The sequence below is a fragment of the Bifidobacterium ramosum genome (assembly GCF_009299505.1).
Lineage (GTDB): Bacteria > Actinomycetota > Actinomycetes > Actinomycetales > Bifidobacteriaceae > Bifidobacterium > Bifidobacterium ramosum.
Map to the genome: position 1 here is coordinate 59,016 of NZ_WBSM01000011.1, position 16,019 is coordinate 75,034.

The window sequence follows — 16,019 nt, forward strand, 5'->3', positions numbered from 1 at the left end:
ACCTCAGATGATGCGAATCTGCGTAGAGCCTTGCTGGGCGTTCGCGGTCTGCTTGAAGATCTCCGCGAAGTTCGTGACCGTCTTGCTGTTCTTCAGACCGGACTCAGCCGCGACCGCGTATGACGGCTTCGGGTCGAGCGCGGCCATGCCACGCAGCACGGATTCGGGGATTCCCGTGTCGAAGCACGCGACCAACTGCCCGCCGTTCACGCTGTACACGGTATGGCCGGCGAACGCGGGACCGTCCAGCACTTCGATCGAGGAATCATACGGCAGCTGGAACGTCGGGAAGCATTCGAACAGTTTGTCGAGGCTTTCGCGATCAGATTTGGCCACATCGATCAGATCGTCAAGCGATCCCTGAACCGTTTCCTCCGGAGTGCGACGAGCATCCTGATAGTTCGAGGAGTCCACACGCAATACACGGAAGCCGATATCCGGCACCTGCTTCAGATCACCCCCCCCCCAATGCCAATTGCTGATTCTCCACTTCAGCCTTGATCTTTTCTCCGGCGCGACGGATACGTTCTTCTCCGATCTCGCAGATCGTGTGATAACCGGCCTTCGCCGCCTCCGACTTCTCATCACACACTTCAGGCAACTGCACCATAATGAACTTACGATGGCCGCCATCCTCAGCATTCAACTGCATGACAGCGTGAGCCGTCGTGGCAGAGCCAGAGAAGAAATCAAGAATAATTGAATCTTTATCAAGATAAGAAATCAGTTGAAGCATGCGGTAAATCAGAGAGACTGGTTTAGGCGCATCAAAAGTTTTCCCTCCCATTAATGTTTTCAAATTGGCAGTAGCCGTCGAAGTTAAGCCAGCATCATCCCACCATGTCGTAGCCGTTTTACGAGATTCCTTCGCCTGAGCAAGGTAATACTTCTGAGCGAGACTGTCTCCTCGTTTAACAATTAATCCGTTCTGATATTTTTCCTGCATTGTTTGCTTGGAAAAACGCCAATATCCTTCAACTCCGAGGAATGAGTAGTAAGGATTACCTTTCCTAGCTCCGCCAGGACCATCTACAGGAACTAGCTTATACGGTCCGCGATTATCTTGATCGTCATTATCAAAGCCGGTTAAATCCGGATCTAGCCCAATTTTAGATTTTGTTTTTTCAACAAGATCAACATTCTTAACATAAAACAAAATAAGATTATGGTTTGGTGAAATAACCTTATCATTAGAAATGGATGCACGAGATTTATGACAAATAATCGCAACGCGATTCTTTTCACCATATATTTCATCCATGATTTTTGTTGCATTAGTTATTTCATTATCATCAAGACTGACAAAAATCGCACCATCAGAACTTAACAGGTCACGGGCAAGCAACAGCCTCGGATACATCATGCTGCACCAGTCGGAATGAAACCGACCGTTGGACTCAGGATTGGCTACAAGCTGACCTTCTTCCGTATGCTCGCCGTTATTGGGTTTGTAGTCATTATCCTTCTGAGCAAAATGATCATGGTACACAAAATCATGTCCGGTGTTGTACGGAGGATCGATGTAGATCATCTTGATCTTACCGGCGTAGGTTTCACGCAGAATCTTCAACGCATCGAGGTTGTCACCTTCGATGTAGAGGTTCTGGGTGTCATCCCAGTTCTTGCTACGCTCCTTGACCGGACGCAGGGTCTTGGCGATCGGGCGGCGCGCCTCTTCCTTGGCGGCGCGCTTGCCGGGCCACGTGAACTGGTAGCGTTCGCGCATGCCTTCGGCCACGTCACCGAGCTGGTCGCGCAACGCGTCGAAATCGATCGCACACTTGATCTCGCCGGTTTCCTTGTCTTGCACTTCGGTTCCCACGTTCGGGAACAGGGCAAGAATCTTCTCCACGTTCTCCTGCGTCAGATCAGGCGTCACTGCCTCAATGCGCTCTGGCATTGCTTCCTCCTTGTCGGCTGGCTTACCGGCCCACGCCGGCAAGCCCTCACTTGATGGCTCACATGCAGCGTCAGCCTCGGCATCCCCTGCACTCTGTATTACCGGACAATGCACGTTGTCTCAATCCAAAATCTTACCGTCGCCGCTCATCCCCTATCAGGAGTGACACCGCCGAGCCGGTTTTAGATAATGCGAATCTGCGTTGAACCTTGCTGGGCGTTCGCCGTCTGCTTGAAGATCTCCGCGAAGTTCGTCACCGTCTTGCTGCTCTTCAAACCGGACTCGGCCGCGACCGCATACGACGGCTTCGGATTGAGCGCGGCCATGCCATGCAACACCGACTCCGGAATCTCCGCATCGAAACACGCGACCAACTGACCGCCGTTCACGCTGTACACCGTGTGACCGGCAAATGCTGGAGCGTCCAGCACTTCGATCGAGGAATCATACGGCAACTGGAACGTCGGGAAGCACTCGAACAGCTTATCCAAGCTCTCACGATCCGACTTCGCCACATCGATCAGATCATCCAACGAGCCCTGAGTCATCTCCTCCGGAGTACGGCGAACATCCTCATAGTTCGATGAATCCACACGCAGCACGCGGAACCCGATATCCGGCACCCGCTTCGGCTCCGCGCCCAACTCAAGCTGTCCATTCGCCCCCTCAACCTCAGCCTTGATCTTCTCGCCAGCCCGCCGAATACGCTCCTCACCAATCTCACAGAGGTCGCCGAATGTAGTCTGTACGCTACCGGTCAGTTCCACGCCAGAGGGTATCTGCACAAGAATGTACTTCCTATGTCCATCATCAGTCGCATTCTTCTGCATCACCGCATCTGCGAGACTTGCCGAGCCGGAGAAGAAGTCCAGTACGACAGAATCTGGGTCGGAAGCAACATCCAGAATGCGTCGCATAAGTCGCGTCGGTTTCGGAGTATCAAAAGGCACGCCTTCCGGGAACAGTGCCTTCAGTTCCTTCTTGCCTTCCTGACTGTGGCCGACTTCTTCATACGGCCAGATTGTCTGGCACGCAACGCCTTGCTTGACTTCGGACAGAAAACGTTTGATGGCGGGAACATTGTTCCCATCTTCTCCGAACCAGACGCGGTTATCGGCAATTAGTCTCCCCATAGCATCCTGCGTATAGCGCCAACACATTCCACTCGGTAAATGATGTTGCTTTCCATTTGGGGCAGTTAAAACATAGAACTGACTTTTCGTTCCGTGTCCTGCCTGAGCATATGAATCACCCGCTTTCCAAGGCCCTCTTGGATCATTGTCGCGATTCGTATACCGAGCATTCATTTCCGCACTGCGCTCGAGCAGATTCGGCCGCCATGCTTCTTTGTTCTTTGCGTACACGAGGATGAAATCATGGCTTTCAGAGAACCATTGCACGGCATTCTGCGGGCTATAGCGCTTTTGCCAGATAATCGTGTCGACAAAATTCTGCGCGCCGAAAATCTCATCACAGATATTGCGTAGATTGCGATTCTCATTGTCGTCGATGCTGATAAAGATGGCGCCATCGTCAGCAAGCAAATCATACGCGACCCGCAACCGCGGATAGATCATGCTACACCAGTCGGAATGAAAACGACCGTTGGCTTCTAGATTAGCCACCAATTGTTCGCCGAATTCCCCGTGCTCTCCATCTTTTGACGCGAAATCATCCTTGTTGACAGAGAAGTCATCGTGGTACACAAAATCATGTCCGGTGTTGTACGGCGGATCGATGTAAATCATCTTGATCTTGCCCGCATAGGTCTCGCGCAAAATCTTCAACGCGTCAAGGTTGTCGCCCTCGATATAGAGGTTGTGTGTCTCGTCCCAGTTCTTGCTGCGCTCCTTCACCGGGCGCAAAGTCTTGGCGATCGACCGACGCGCCTCCTCCTTGGCCGCACGCTTACCCGGCCACGTGAACTGGTAGCGTTCACGCATCCCCTCGGCCACATCGCCGAGCTGCTCGCGCAACGCGTCGAAGTCCACCACACGCCTGATCTCACCGGTTTCCGGGTCCCGCACCTCAGTACCGACGTTCGGAAACATGGCAAGAATCTTCTCCACATTCTCCCGCGTCAGATCAGGTGTAACCGAGTCAACAGCCCTTAGGGGGGGGCATATGTTTCTGCTCCTTCATCGCAACCTTCAGTTATCAAAAGCCTTGTTCACATGCAAGGTCAGCTTCGGCGTCCCCTGCACAGAACCACTACCGGACAACCTGTCATCACCCGACACAGCAAAAACATTCCCAAACGACAGATCGTGGAGTTTAAGCGGCAACATTGTCGCTCTCATTGCGTTCATTGCCTCGCACCTCCACGATCTGATCGTTCTCACCAATCTCGCCAAGTACAATGCGCTTGTCCCACCCTATGATTTTACCGTCATCACTCACACCGATTGGGAGCGACACATCCAAGCCAAAGACTTCATTACCCATGATACGGCGAATAGCAGCAGCTACAGCGTCTAAAGACACTCTTCCGTCATTTCACACCAATCACAGCAAATTGAAAGAGTCTACAACGCTGGAGCCGTAGCTGCATCCAGCACTTCAGCACGATGCTGCCATCGAGTTCGCCTCACATCATCTCCAATGGAATCGGCCGCAGCTGCGCACAATTTTGCGATGCTCGCATCCGTCGATTCGGTGCTAACAAGCTCAGCCTTGCCACCCCTACCCACCTGCCATATAATTGCGGGTGTCGATCCGCGTTCAGATTCACGAAATTCGCACCAATACTTATCAGCCTCTTGCAATGCCTGCATCACATCGCCTCGCAACAACCGGCAATAACAAATGTTGTATATTCCTAAACCTCTCGTAGGCAATCCTCCACAGACTGCCTGCCGAATCAGTTTTTCCGCTTTGTCAGTATCCACAGGAATCAAGCAGAACCCCTTCGCATTTAGCGCTGTCATGTTGCCCGGATATTGCCTAAGGAAGAAATCAAATAAAGTTGCGGCCTGCTCACAATCACCCTTCTTAAGGTGTGCGAGGGCTGATTCATACACCTGTGAATACAGGCGATATTCTAATACAGATTCCTTTGACGAGTAAACCGCCCTATTCGCAATGATCTCGACGAGCTCCGATCTGGTCACAGGAAGTTCTTCGACAGCCCGTTCAGGAAAATCACCAATCTCCTTATCCACTACATACCTGTACTCGTAATGCAAGGATGTGGTCGACCAGGCGTTCAACTCCGTGAACAGATATCTGTCGTACAGCCACTGATACTGCTCAGATACAACTGCATCCTCGTCTGGGGTTAAGCGCAGCTTGTCCCATTCCTCGTCCGACGGCGGTTCAAGATCGATAATATTTCGCAAATCGGCACTAGCCATCCATTTTGCCAGCATCATATAACGATCTGAAAGCATCAGGAGTGAATCAGGCAAATCACCCTTGACCAGAATCCGTTTCCAACGGCTCAGCAACGATTCTGGATATAGGTCATTCGGAATGAGATTCATCGCCCGAAATAACAATGGCGATGCAACATGGTCCGCGAACCCGTATCTGAGCACCCCGTCGGTCAACCCATACCGTCCCAGAATGCCCAACATTCTATTAATGGTGTTGCCCCTGAGGGACACCTCCCCTGAATCACCAATCAAAGGCTTGTTCAGTGCGCTGCCAAGCGCCCGAAACGCCGCGCAAACATCGTAATCGTTTGACAGCACTGACACTTAAATCTCCTTATTTTTCTGCACACGATTATGCGTATAATTTACACACGATCATATGCATCATATTGACATTAGAGTGCTTTTGATGTTATCATATCAGTAACAATAAGCCCAATTGGCCATGGTCGTGCCATGCCAAAAACGCATATACCCCAGCAAAGGAAAACTATGACGATTTTCCAAGCGTCGGATCTCGCAGCCAAAAGGACCGAGGTCCTTCAAGCCGCTCGTGACGGAAAAGCCGTCATTCGCGATCCGCAAGGCCAAGGCTTGGTGATGCTCCCTGAAAACAGACTGCAAAATCTCGAGCAATACAATCAGTGGTCATTGCACCTCGAACGGTTGCGCCGCATCATCGCTTCTGGCAGACGCCCCTCTATCGCAGAACTTGGCGAACTCGCTTGGCTGCGAGTCTTTGACAATGAAGATCTAGAGTCGTTCTGCGAAGACCTTTCCGATCAGCTCATTGCATGCTCAGCGGATGAAGATTACTCACAACTCGAACAGATGATCAAGGAATGGAAGGTAACTGCCGGGCAGCTTGAAGACCCGCTTCGCAAACGCATCCTATTGCATAACGGTGTTGACCCTGATGACTTCGACGACGCCAAGCCCTTTATGGAACAGGACAACGTCCAGTGATAGATAGTGCCTACGCTCCGTATGAGCCCACGAGAAGGCCTGGCGGACATCCAGATCAACAACCCACTTACAGAATCGTAGTGCATCACCGGTATGCCGACGCATGGAGCCAACTCGAGTCACGTGTTGGAACAAAACAAGCTCAACAGTTCTGGGATCACGTCTCATCTACTCCCGGGCTGCCTGATCCCATTGCCCCCACATGCTTTCTGAGAGGAAAAGCCGGCAGACCAAAGCAACCTGGGTTCTCCCGGACAGTTCACTATGAAGTCTCCAGTATGGCCAGAATTAACTACCAGTATTGTGATTCCTATCAGACTTCATCTGAAAGAGAACCACACCCAACAGTCTTTATTCTTACCATCGACTACTCATCTCATTAACAATGACGTATCGTCTATCAACCGTTCAACTCTTTGAGCTGGAAGCGGGCTAGGCGGAGTTTGTTCCAGAGGTCGTTGCGCTTGGCAATCTGGCGGGTTTTGGCGTGGGCGGACTCCAGCTTGGCGATCTCCGCACGGAGCGCTTTCTTCTTGGCGTCGACGGCGATACGATGATCGACCTGATTCGGATTCGCGTCGTTGAGAATGACCTGCGAGCAGATGGCATCCCACGCGCGGCCAAGATCATGCTCGTCGAGCTGAATCGACTCCTGCGTGAAGTTCACGTTCTCAACCGTGTAGATATGGCCTTCCGCCAGACCCTGATTGACGTTGGCGTTACGGAACACGGCAAGCGTACATTCGCCGGCGCACGTGCACAGGAACAGGATGCGGGTCTTGTAGCCGGTCTGCTCTCCATAAAAGCGGGCAATGTGTTCCATGACCTGCACCGGCGGCTTTTCGGTTTTGGTTTCGATGCCGAGCACGAAGATCGTGGACACTGTTTCGCTTGACGGGATGCCGGTGGAACGCTCGTTGATCTGGGCGAGCATGGTGAACGATTCCACGTCGTCCACAAATCGGCGGCGCAATGCCGCGGACGCATCCATGCCCCGATAGAAGCCCTCCTTGGTCAAGTGTCCGCGGCCGGCCGGGACCGCCGTGGTGCTGGGCAATCCCATATCAAGCGCGGAGATCGGGCCGCAGTATTCGACGTCACTCATCACCGGTCTCCCCTCGCTTGGCCTGCTTGGGCAGGATCACCAGGAAACAGATAAGTTCGAAGTCATCGATGCCCTGAACCGTCGGCGCAAGGAAGTCGGCCATGCCGGTGGACAGGAACCCATCTGCCGCGGACTGCGAATCCGTCTGCACGATGCCGGCGACCGCGTCCTGCAACAGCTGGGAGGCGCGGCTCATGTCCTTGCCGTTCTTCGTGGACCGGTTGTATGCCTTGCACAGCCGGTCGTCCGGCTCGTTCTTGCCCTTGCACAACATGCGCATGAGATCAAGGCATGCCTTCGGTTCCAGATGCCCGTGCCGAATCGTGCCATCGCTGCCCACATGCACCAGATAGTACGGGTGCAGCTGGTTTTTACCGCTCGTGTTGACACCTTCGTTCACGTTCTTCAGTACGAACATGATGCCCGGCTCGTCGCCCTCGACCACCGCGTCAATACCGTCCGGAGTGCGTTCGATGTCGGGGTTCTGGCGGTGGTATTCGACCAGATCCATACGGAACTCGTTCAAACCAAGATCGGTGATGCTGATGCCGCCTTCCACATCCTCCAGATCGGGAACCTCGGTCTGCATCTGCTTGAGCTGACGCGCCCGGTAGGCAAGATCACCGGTCTCGCTCTCGTTGATATAGTCATCGTCTCCGGTCGACGTGAGCACGGTCAGCCGCATGCGCGCCTCGACGCGGTCCTTGAGCTTCAAATACTTGTCGAGATCCACATCGGGCCAGTAGTTGACCAATTGGATACGTTCGTTCTTCGAGCCGATACGATCTACACGACCGAACCGCTGCACGATGCGCACCGGGTTCCAGTGGATGTCGTAGTTGACCATCTCGTCGCAATCCTGCAGGTTCTGACCTTCGGAAATGCAGTCGGTGGCGATCAGAATATCGATGTTCTGATCCGTCAGACCGGGCGCGGTCTTGTCGCGCTCCTTGGAGATCGGCGAGAAGCAGGCAAGGATGTCTCCCATATCGCCGCCGACCTTCTTCAGCGTGCAACGGCCCGGACGAGAACCGGTCACCTCCGCCGTCTCCATGCCGAGCGTCTTCGCATAGGCGCTGACATGCTCGTACAAATAGTCGGCGGTGTCCGCAAACGCGGTGAACACCAGCAGCTTGCGATTGCCCGGATTGATCGGATGCTCGACCTTCTCACGGATCGTCCGGTACAGCTGCTGGAGTTTGGCGTCATGCTCCGCATCGATTCCGCGAATCAGCGACAGCAGGCCATTGATCACGGTGATGTCGGACTGGATATAGCGGCGCCAGTCCTTCCAGTTCATGTCCGACAGGGCGAACCGGTTCTTGCCCTGCGTGGTGAACTCCATCTGCTCGTCGTCGTCCTGATCCAAGTCGAACCCGTCATCGAACTGGCCGGCGTCGATGTCCTTGAACATGCTCAGGTCGCGATGCTCACTGCGATACTTCTCGTACCGGTCGATCACCGACACAGTGTTCTTCATGTATTCGAGCACGCGCTCCAACGTCAGCCGGAACGAGCTCACACTGCTTTCGAAGCGTTTCAGCAGGTTCGTGGCCATGAGCTTGCGCACACCGGTTTCACGGCCCTTCGTCGTCAGGCTCCCGTCCTCGCCATCGAAATACTTTGCCCTGCGTGAATCAAGCACGAACTCGGACGGCATGTACAAGGCCAGCGACAGCTTGTCCAGTTCGTCGTAAATCCGATCGTAGGCAACCGCGTCCGCATCGGTCGACAGTTTCGGGCGCACGCTGACCGGCTTCAGACGTTGCGGGAACCTGCCGATGGCGTTCATATCGTAATAGCGCTGGATATGCTTGCGGCTGCGGGCCACCGTCACCTGGTCCAACACCTTGAAGAAATCGAAGTCGAGACGATCCATGAGGTTCGCGGTGGTACGCTCCTCAGGATCGAGCTTCGACCACGCCGAATACGCCTTCTGCGCGTTGCGGAACACGTTGTCGATATCCGTGGTCAGACCGAGTTTCGCAGTCCAATCGTCGTCGTTGCCCTCATACGCCAACGCAAGCTGGTTCTCGAGATCGCGGAACCGGTTGTTCACCGGAGTCGCGGACAGCATCAGCACCTTCGTGCGTACACCGGAATGAATGACCTTGTCCAGCAGTTTGCGATACCGGTTCTCGTTGTTGTCGGCCTTCACGGCGGAATCGTTGCCGTTGCGGAAGTTGTGCGATTCGTCGATGACGACCAGATCGTAACCGCCCCAGTTGATGCGGTCGACCGGAATGTTCATGATCGTGTTGCCGCTGGTACGGCTCAGATCGGTGTGATACAGCACGTCGTAACGCAGACGGTCCTCGATGATCGGATTGTTCGTCGCATTCGACCGGTACGTGACCCAGTTGTCTTTGAGCTTCTTCGGGCACAGGACCAGCACGTTGCGGTTACGCGACTCGAAGTACTTGATGACCGCCAGCGCGGTGACCGTCTTGCCCAGACCGACCGAATCGGCCAGAATGCAGCCGTTATACGTCTCCAGTTTGTTGATGATCGACAGTGCCGCGTCTTTCTGGAAGTCGTACAGCATATGCCAGATCTTGCTGTCCTTGAATCCGGTGCCGTCCTTGGCGAGCGTGTCCTCGTCCACGTTCTCCAAGAACTCGCTGAAGATGCGGTACAGGGCCTTGTAATACACCAGTTCGGGCGGATTCTCGCGGTACATGCGCTCGATGCCGTCGATCACCGCCTCGGTGACGTCATGCACCTGATTGCTGTGCCACACCTGATCGAACATGGTCAGCAAGCCGCGTGTCTGCGTCGCATCCTGCTTCATGACGAACGACGCATACGACGGCGCCGACGCATGCTTGGTCACACCCAGTTGCGTGGTCGAGAACTCGGTGAACGGCATATAGCCGGTCGCGCCGTCGTCTCCGCGTTCGACGGCAAGGAACTGCGGGAAGCCACCCTCGCCGTCGAACGACATGAACCGGGCGCCCTTGCGGCGAATCCAATCCACGCACTCCAAGGCGACGGCCTTCTGCGTCATCTCGTTACGCAGACGGATCTCCAGATTCGTGCCGTACAGGCTCTGCTCACGCCCCATTCGCGGGATGTAGAACTCGCGGCGTTCCTTGGACGTGCGATCCTTCGTGAACGCCTTCGACGTGAACAGGAAGCGGAACGAATCCAACGACTCCAGCTGATCGCGCAACTCGCGGTACGCGTACATCGAGAACAGCGACGCCGCCACCGATACACGGTCGCCGGAACGGATCGTGCGCACCAGATCATCCTTCACCAGCGATGTGCGATTGTCGATCATGCCATATGAAGCGTCCATGCGCTGCGTTCCTTCGTCTTTCTTCGGAGTTTCCGAGCGGTGCTTGTTGAGTGTGTCCGATACGGTTCCGAGCAACGGGCTCGTTTCACGGGGCATAAGCTCCGTTTCTTGGGATGCTGTCGTCTCTTTCTCAGATAGCGACGAGTCCGACTGGACCGGATGGGCCGCTTGAGCCGGCTGAGCCGCGGTCTCCTGCTCGATCACGATGAAGTGGTATTTCGACCAGCCCTTCGACGTGACGACGCTGGCGCGCAACGGAGTCCCGTCATCCGCTGCGAGCTGGTAGAAACAGGGACGGCCCGGTTCCAAATCAGACCCCGCGAGATCCAACACCTCGCGTTCGGTTGCGGTCAGATCGCCTTCATAATCGGCTCGGCCGTCGGAATACGCACGAACGTTGAGCTTGCCGTCCTTGAGCAACGTCACGGTACCGGGAGCGCGCAGGAAATCTGCCATGCGGCGGGCCACCACGGGGCGGGACGCGCGCATCAGCTTCGACCTGGTCGGCCTCCCCTGCTCGAAGACCTGGTTGACCGCGGCGGCGGTGACGGCATCCCCCTTCAACGCGTCATGCACATAGGGTTCAGGCAGCAGCGAGAACGAGGCGAATCGGTTGCAGGAGTCCTCCTCCATGCGCTTGCTTTCGGCAGAGTCCGAAATGGACTTGAACAGCTGGAACAAATCATTATCTGTTTGCTGCAGATAATGTCCAAGCTCATGCATCAACGTGAAATTGCGACGGGCTGTATACTCGCCATCCTGGAACTGCACCTGTATTCGGCTCAGCTCGCCATCTTTGGTCGAGAGACTGAACAGGCCAAGCAATCCCCCACCGTCTTTGTCGTTTACCGTGACATAATCATCCGTATCGCTGTCGCTGATCGAATCGACATATTGGATCAGAACCTCGTTACTCCAACGATCCACAACCTCGCCGGGATCGACCTCACTCGCGGGAGGGAATTCAGGGTGGCGTGAAGAAGCCAAGGCAAGCATGGCTCGCGCTTGGTTCTCCACGTAACGGTGATGCTGCAAGAAATCTGACATGAATGCTCTTAACCTATTCCGCTAGCTCTCACGCCTCGCTATCACTTATCGGCTGCAGATATCACCTCGTTTGCGATCTTATGCAACGCGCCGCGCACCGCCGTTGCGCCGTGACCGTTTACCCTAGCGGCAAGTTCAAACTGAGCTTTGTAGGCCAGCCGCTCACGCGGGTCACCGGGCAATCCACTCGACGCATACGCATCCGCTGCCACACGCCATAACGGCTGTTCGACCTCGATCAAATAATCATCATCAGCAACGGGCTTGCTATATGGAGATTCCGGGAAACCTGCCTCGGTCATCTGTTGCTGTTGCTCAGGGGTGAGTTCCTTGCCTCGGATCACTGCGAGACGCTGCCCGGGAACCAGGTGCAATACCGTTTCCAACGCGTCCGCATACGCTTCAAGTTCCTCCTTGGAATGTTGCGTAACCTTTCGCCCATCGTGCAGTTTCGGCAGCTGTGCGCACATGACGTGCCACTTGAGCAGGATCGCGATCGTGTCCTCACGGTTCTGCACGAACGGGGAATCGTTCTCCTCGTTGGTTTCGCCCTGGCGAACAACATCGGCCGGATCGGCCTTGGCCGGGTCGTTCGCGACGATCGCATCCACGGTGGCGGGAGCGAACTGCTTGAGCGGCTTGTACAGCAGACGCACCGGAATGATCGCCGGAATCGTCGGCCATGCGACCATCGGCTCGCCAAGCGGGGAGCCCTGTTCGATCACCAGCGAATCGTCGGTTTCGGCACGCAGGTCGTTCGACAGCGGAATCACCGTTACCAGACGGGGATCGTCAGTGTTCACGCCGGCGACCAGCACATACAGCGAGTTGTCATCGAGATCATCGGCATCATCCGAATCCGCGGCGACGGCATCCGCGGTGCTGCCGATGCCGCACCCGTAATCGGACGCGAGCCAGACCTGGCCACGCTTGACGCCTTCCGCCAGCTGACGTTCGATACGCTTCGGCGAATCCAGATCGTCACCGGACGGGGGAACGAGTTCGAGATCCTCGTCGTCGTAGGACTGCAACAGTTCAGTTAAAGAGCTTGTGTTGTTCATGAGAGTTCCTCCCGATCATGCGGGTCATTTTCCAAGCGGCTGGTCAGCATTTCAGCGACGCCCGGATGTTGTCTTATATAGTCACGAGTCCATTCGCTTCCGCGACGTTTCATTTCTTCCACGATACGTTTCGCGTCATCATCCGGAATATCCGAATATTGGCTGAGAGCCTGTTCTTCCACTGACTGGTCGTCAACTGGAAGATCTATCGGTTCGCCACCAGCGTCGATGCTTTGGACAAGTGTCTTTTCCAGCATTGATATTCGATGGACAACTATGCGTCGCAAAACGCTCAGTTCAAGAGTGCCGCGCGCTTCCTTCAGCACGGCCTCCAGCAGATTTTCCATCTGTCCTGTCTTACCGTAATTCGGCATACGCTTGCGACTCTCGTCGAGTAATGCTTTGGCATTAAAATCGAGCGGACAGCTGTCGGCAACGGTATACAATTCCTGTTCGGGAACCGAAGATGCGATATGAATAGAGTCAATATCGTCGGTCAAACCCCAACGGTTGCCTCCCATATTCACAAACCGCTTTTTCTTGTCACGCTTCATTCTATTGCGAAGCGCATCGCGCTCACGGCCTTCTTCGGTCGCTCTGTACAAGTTCAGAAACCATCCATTGACAGACGAACGAATATACCGCTCAAATGCAACGTCATCCGCCATTTTCGGCCCACGCATCGCGTTCGTGAGTGACACCAGCCTGTCCTTGAAGAATTGGTTGGCACAGTCCTGAGCGGTCTGCGGCGCGTTATCCGGCAGAGTGGATTGGTATTGCTTGAACTTCTTAGCGACGCACTGCATGATGAATGCAGCAGCAAGATTACCAAACCGGAGTCTCGGCTTACGGACTTCCTTCGTACTGCGGACACGAATCTCTCCGAAGAATTCGTCCAGATACTTCCTTGACATGTCGCCTCCCTGCGCGGAACTGACTGATGTCAAGTGTACCGTCTTGACGCACGAAGAGAGTGATAACGTCGACCGCGTCCCCTCCCATGTGCCGAAATTTCTTAATCGTGTGTTTTCTCGCACTGAGCTTTTTCTCCTTTCTGATTGCCTTTTCGCATGTATGAATTCGCTTCCGCCGTCGATCAGACTTGCTTCATCTTCCCTTCGAAAGACGAGACATGTTCTGCGTTTCAAGAAACATCAGATACCTCAGGAGCGCACTACGCAAATAATTGCGGTTCATGGAGCGCGAATTGCGCTGAAACATCTGGTCCGCGAAGATCATAGTGATGATCTCTCGCAGCTCGTCAACGTTCGAATACTCAAAGAGTGTGTCTGCCTTAAGCCGGTTAATCACGCTCGAAGAACACCCCATTCTGCGCAGGTCCGTCTTTACATGGTTCAGATGGGAATGCATGGCCTGTCGTGTGCCAGATGCCAAAGGGCGAGACGCCATACCCCGAGAACGATGTGCAGAAGGCGTGACTGCATTCCATGCGACAAATGCGGTCTCATTACGCTTCCTTCGCGTGGTGCAACGAACCGGCGAAGACAGGACAACCGCTCGACCCTCCGAATCAACGTAGTCGTCGAACCAAGAATTAGAAACGGGGTTGTAATTCAACGATTCGATAGAATATCCCTGATTCATTACCATGTGGCCGTTCCCCATCCCGTCGGTCTCTTCATGGGTGAGGCCATATGTTTCAGCGGTTATCCCGGCTATCCAATCGTCGTCAAACGGCGTCGCATCGGCGATGCCGCACACCAGTTGAGGATAATCCGGATCATCGCAATTCAAGAAGAATCGCATGCCGTCGGCATAATACACGATGAAGAAAACGTCGCACGGAGCGTCGCGGAACATATACTTATACATAATTCAATCCTTTCTGCCATGTAGCCGTAGCCGTCGTCGATGGAATTACCGTCTCATGAATTCAGCTGCGGTCGCTTACACTCCGGTAAAAACGACAATTCGATCTCAGCACGCATTCCGTTTCAAGAAACCGCGTCATTCCAACGGTTTGCTCGGCGTGTCGCGGCGGGGTTCAGAAGCCGAATCGGCCCCATTCGATGAGGAACGTATGGAATACATCACGACGCTGCGCAGGGGTCTGTTGTGCCGCGAAGTAGGTGCTGTGAGCCATTGCGTCGACGATGTCATGCAGGATGAGCGCGAAATGCTTCGGGCAGTAGAACCGCTTCTCTCCGTTCCTTGACGTGACCAGCCAGAAACGTGCGATCTGGTCGCATTCGCCGATGTAGAACTGGCAGAACTCATCGTGCGGTCCATCGTCGTCTTCGTCGAAGTAGCCGCCGTGGATGATATCGTCGAAGTCGTCCTCGATCTGCTCCCGGCCCTCGACGGACAGCGTCGTCTGGACACGTTCGATCGTCGCTGTTGATGCCATAGCCATATCAGTCAGTTCCTTTCCTTGAGATTGGTATTGCCACCATGAGACTGTGCGAACGGGTATCGCGGCATGTTGTTCAGCAGATCATCCTGTGTGAAGAAACCCTGTTCCAGTTTTTCGATCACATCCAGACAGCCGGCGATATCCCGTTCAACGTCATCCTCGTTGAGCACAACTTCCGTATCGAAGTATTCGGGATACCGGTTCATGCGATCACGCATGGCGATGCCGTCGTACACGGCGATCTCAACACCGGAGCCATCCCCGAAATACAGCCACGACACCACACAGCCGGACGGCAACGGCAACACCAGGCCGGAACGCTCCTCCACCAAAGCGACAACACCTTTCTCGCGCCGGCCACGCGGCTTGGCCAGCATGTTACGCGATTCGAGATCATCAAGCCTCATCGCGGAGAAATACTGGTGCGACGCGTCCCAATCGGGAACGATCCGCCCGTCATCCACAGCCGTATAGCGCAGGAACAGGTCGGCGAGGCAATGATTGTTGCATGGGGCGCAACGCCGCAACCCACTGATGTCGAACGCCCATCCGTTTCCTGATCCCCACCGTTGGTCGCGGACCATACCCGCCGAATCATCCCATTTATGTTCGATCAGCCGGCAATCACACGGCACGCCCCACTGGTCGCGAGCGCGGTTCCGAAACGGAACGAACGGTCGGATTGTGAACTTCGGCATGATCCTGCCGATCTGATCGAACTGCTTCTGCAAACGAGATGGATACCCCGCTGCGGTCGTGTCGTCCACCCAGATCAGTCCCTGTGCATTGCAAGGGATATCGGCGATGACGTCTTCGTTCTGGCTCATCAGAATCTCCTTAGCGATTCCTGTTTTCTCGGCCGGCGGATGCCGGCACTAATTACGTACCGGA

The 16,019-nt window shown here is 54.7% G+C and carries 14 protein-coding genes; 2 read left to right on the forward strand and 12 right to left on the reverse strand.

Annotation, left to right across the window (positions count from 1 at the left end):
* Window positions 1-3 precede the first annotated feature (3 nt).
* The 5 genes from DSM100688_RS12135 to DSM100688_RS09655 form a co-directional block, all read right to left on the reverse strand.
* Complete coding sequence (locus DSM100688_RS12135; RefSeq protein ID WP_239519366.1) at window positions 4-336, reverse strand: hypothetical protein; 333 nt, start codon at window positions 334-336, stop codon at window positions 4-6.
* A 118-nt stretch (window positions 337-454) separates the two neighbouring features.
* Window positions 455-1,900: a site-specific DNA-methyltransferase gene (locus DSM100688_RS09645; RefSeq protein WP_239519365.1), complete on the reverse strand. Its 1,446-nt coding sequence runs from the start codon at window positions 1,898-1,900 to the stop codon at window positions 455-457.
* 182 nt (window positions 1,901-2,082) lie between these two features.
* On the reverse strand, window positions 2,083-3,969 hold the full coding sequence (locus tag DSM100688_RS09650) for a site-specific DNA-methyltransferase (RefSeq protein WP_152358882.1): 1,887 nt from the start codon (window positions 3,967-3,969) through the stop codon (window positions 2,083-2,085).
* 205 nt (window positions 3,970-4,174) lie between these two features.
* Window positions 4,175-4,345 carry a hypothetical protein gene (locus DSM100688_RS11825; protein ID WP_170286289.1) on the reverse strand — a complete coding sequence of 57 codons (171 nt, stop codon included), beginning with the start codon at window positions 4,343-4,345 and terminating at the stop codon, window positions 4,175-4,177.
* Between the two features lie 80 nt (window positions 4,346-4,425).
* Complete coding sequence (locus DSM100688_RS09655; RefSeq protein WP_152358883.1) at window positions 4,426-5,598, reverse strand: tetratricopeptide repeat protein; 1,173 nt, start codon at window positions 5,596-5,598, stop codon at window positions 4,426-4,428.
* A gap of 168 nt (window positions 5,599-5,766) precedes the next feature.
* Between DSM100688_RS09655 and DSM100688_RS09660 the strand changes: the two genes are divergently transcribed.
* A complete protein-coding gene (locus tag DSM100688_RS09660; protein ID WP_152358884.1) occupies window positions 5,767-6,240 on the forward strand; it encodes a hypothetical protein in 474 nt (157 codons plus the stop codon).
* Between the two features lie 400 nt (window positions 6,241-6,640).
* On the opposite strand, the gene DSM100688_RS09665 is transcribed toward DSM100688_RS09660, so the two are convergent.
* Together DSM100688_RS09665 and DSM100688_RS09670 are read right to left on the reverse strand one after the other, a co-directional pair.
* A complete protein-coding gene (locus DSM100688_RS09665) occupies window positions 6,641-7,345 on the reverse strand; it encodes a DUF4391 domain-containing protein (RefSeq protein ID WP_152358885.1) in 705 nt (234 codons plus the stop codon).
* On the reverse strand, window positions 7,338-11,369 hold the full coding sequence (locus tag DSM100688_RS09670; protein WP_163146862.1) for a helicase-related protein: 4,032 nt from the start codon (window positions 11,367-11,369) through the stop codon (window positions 7,338-7,340). The genes DSM100688_RS09665 and DSM100688_RS09670 overlap by 8 nt, the downstream gene beginning before the upstream one ends.
* Here DSM100688_RS09670 and DSM100688_RS11830 point away from each other — a divergent pair.
* Window positions 11,352-11,624, forward strand: coding sequence for a hypothetical protein (locus DSM100688_RS11830; protein ID WP_204316687.1), 273 nt, complete (start codon window positions 11,352-11,354; stop codon window positions 11,622-11,624). The genes DSM100688_RS09670 and DSM100688_RS11830 overlap by 18 nt on opposite strands.
* 110 nt (window positions 11,625-11,734) lie before the next feature.
* Here DSM100688_RS11830 and DSM100688_RS09675 read toward each other — a convergent pair whose 3' ends face one another.
* The 5 genes from DSM100688_RS09675 to DSM100688_RS09695 form a co-directional block, all read right to left on the reverse strand.
* Window positions 11,735-12,754, reverse strand: coding sequence for a hypothetical protein (locus DSM100688_RS09675; RefSeq protein WP_152358887.1), 1,020 nt, complete (start codon window positions 12,752-12,754; stop codon window positions 11,735-11,737).
* Complete coding sequence (locus DSM100688_RS09680) at window positions 12,751-13,668, reverse strand: hypothetical protein (RefSeq protein WP_152358888.1); 918 nt, start codon at window positions 13,666-13,668, stop codon at window positions 12,751-12,753. Before DSM100688_RS09680 ends, DSM100688_RS09675 begins: the two co-directional genes overlap by 4 nt.
* A 193-nt stretch (window positions 13,669-13,861) precedes the next feature.
* The gene (locus DSM100688_RS09685; protein ID WP_152358889.1) at window positions 13,862-14,587 is read right to left on the reverse strand and encodes a hypothetical protein; all 726 of its coding nucleotides are present in this window, start codon (window positions 14,585-14,587) and stop codon (window positions 13,862-13,864) included.
* A 172-nt stretch (window positions 14,588-14,759) separates the two neighbouring features.
* Window positions 14,760-15,128 carry a hypothetical protein gene (locus DSM100688_RS09690; RefSeq protein ID WP_152358890.1) on the reverse strand — a complete coding sequence of 123 codons (369 nt, stop codon included), beginning with the start codon at window positions 15,126-15,128 and terminating at the stop codon, window positions 14,760-14,762.
* Between the two features lie 5 nt (window positions 15,129-15,133).
* Window positions 15,134-15,895 carry a hypothetical protein gene (locus DSM100688_RS09695; protein ID WP_163146861.1) on the reverse strand — a complete coding sequence of 254 codons (762 nt, stop codon included), beginning with the start codon at window positions 15,893-15,895 and terminating at the stop codon, window positions 15,134-15,136.
* Window positions 15,896-16,019 lie beyond the last annotated feature (124 nt).

Excerpts from the sequence above, each read along its gene's own strand:
- DSM100688_RS09645 (WP_239519365.1), bottom strand. The coding sequence starts at position 1,900 with ATGCCAGAGCGCATTGAGGCAGTGACGCCTGATCTGACGCAGGAGAAC.
- DSM100688_RS11830 (WP_204316687.1), top strand. The coding sequence starts at position 11,352 with ATGTCCAAGCTCATGCATCAACGTGAAATTGCGACGGGCTGTATACTC.
- DSM100688_RS09670 (WP_163146862.1), bottom strand. The coding sequence starts at position 11,369 with ATGCATGAGCTTGGACATTATCTGCAGCAAACAGATAATGATTTGTTC.
- DSM100688_RS09665 (WP_152358885.1), bottom strand. The coding sequence starts at position 7,345 with ATGAGTGACGTCGAATACTGCGGCCCGATCTCCGCGCTTGATATGGGA.
- DSM100688_RS09660 (WP_152358884.1), top strand. The coding sequence starts at position 5,767 with ATGACGATTTTCCAAGCGTCGGATCTCGCAGCCAAAAGGACCGAGGTC.
- DSM100688_RS11825 (WP_170286289.1), bottom strand. The coding sequence starts at position 4,345 with ATGGGTAATGAAGTCTTTGGCTTGGATGTGTCGCTCCCAATCGGTGTG.
- DSM100688_RS09690 (WP_152358890.1), bottom strand. The coding sequence starts at position 15,128 with ATGGCTATGGCATCAACAGCGACGATCGAACGTGTCCAGACGACGCTG.
- DSM100688_RS09675 (WP_152358887.1), bottom strand. The coding sequence starts at position 12,754 with ATGAACAACACAAGCTCTTTAACTGAACTGTTGCAGTCCTACGACGAC.
- DSM100688_RS09680 (WP_152358888.1), bottom strand. The coding sequence starts at position 13,668 with ATGTCAAGGAAGTATCTGGACGAATTCTTCGGAGAGATTCGTGTCCGC.
- DSM100688_RS09685 (WP_152358889.1), bottom strand. The coding sequence starts at position 14,587 with ATGTATAAGTATATGTTCCGCGACGCTCCGTGCGACGTTTTCTTCATC.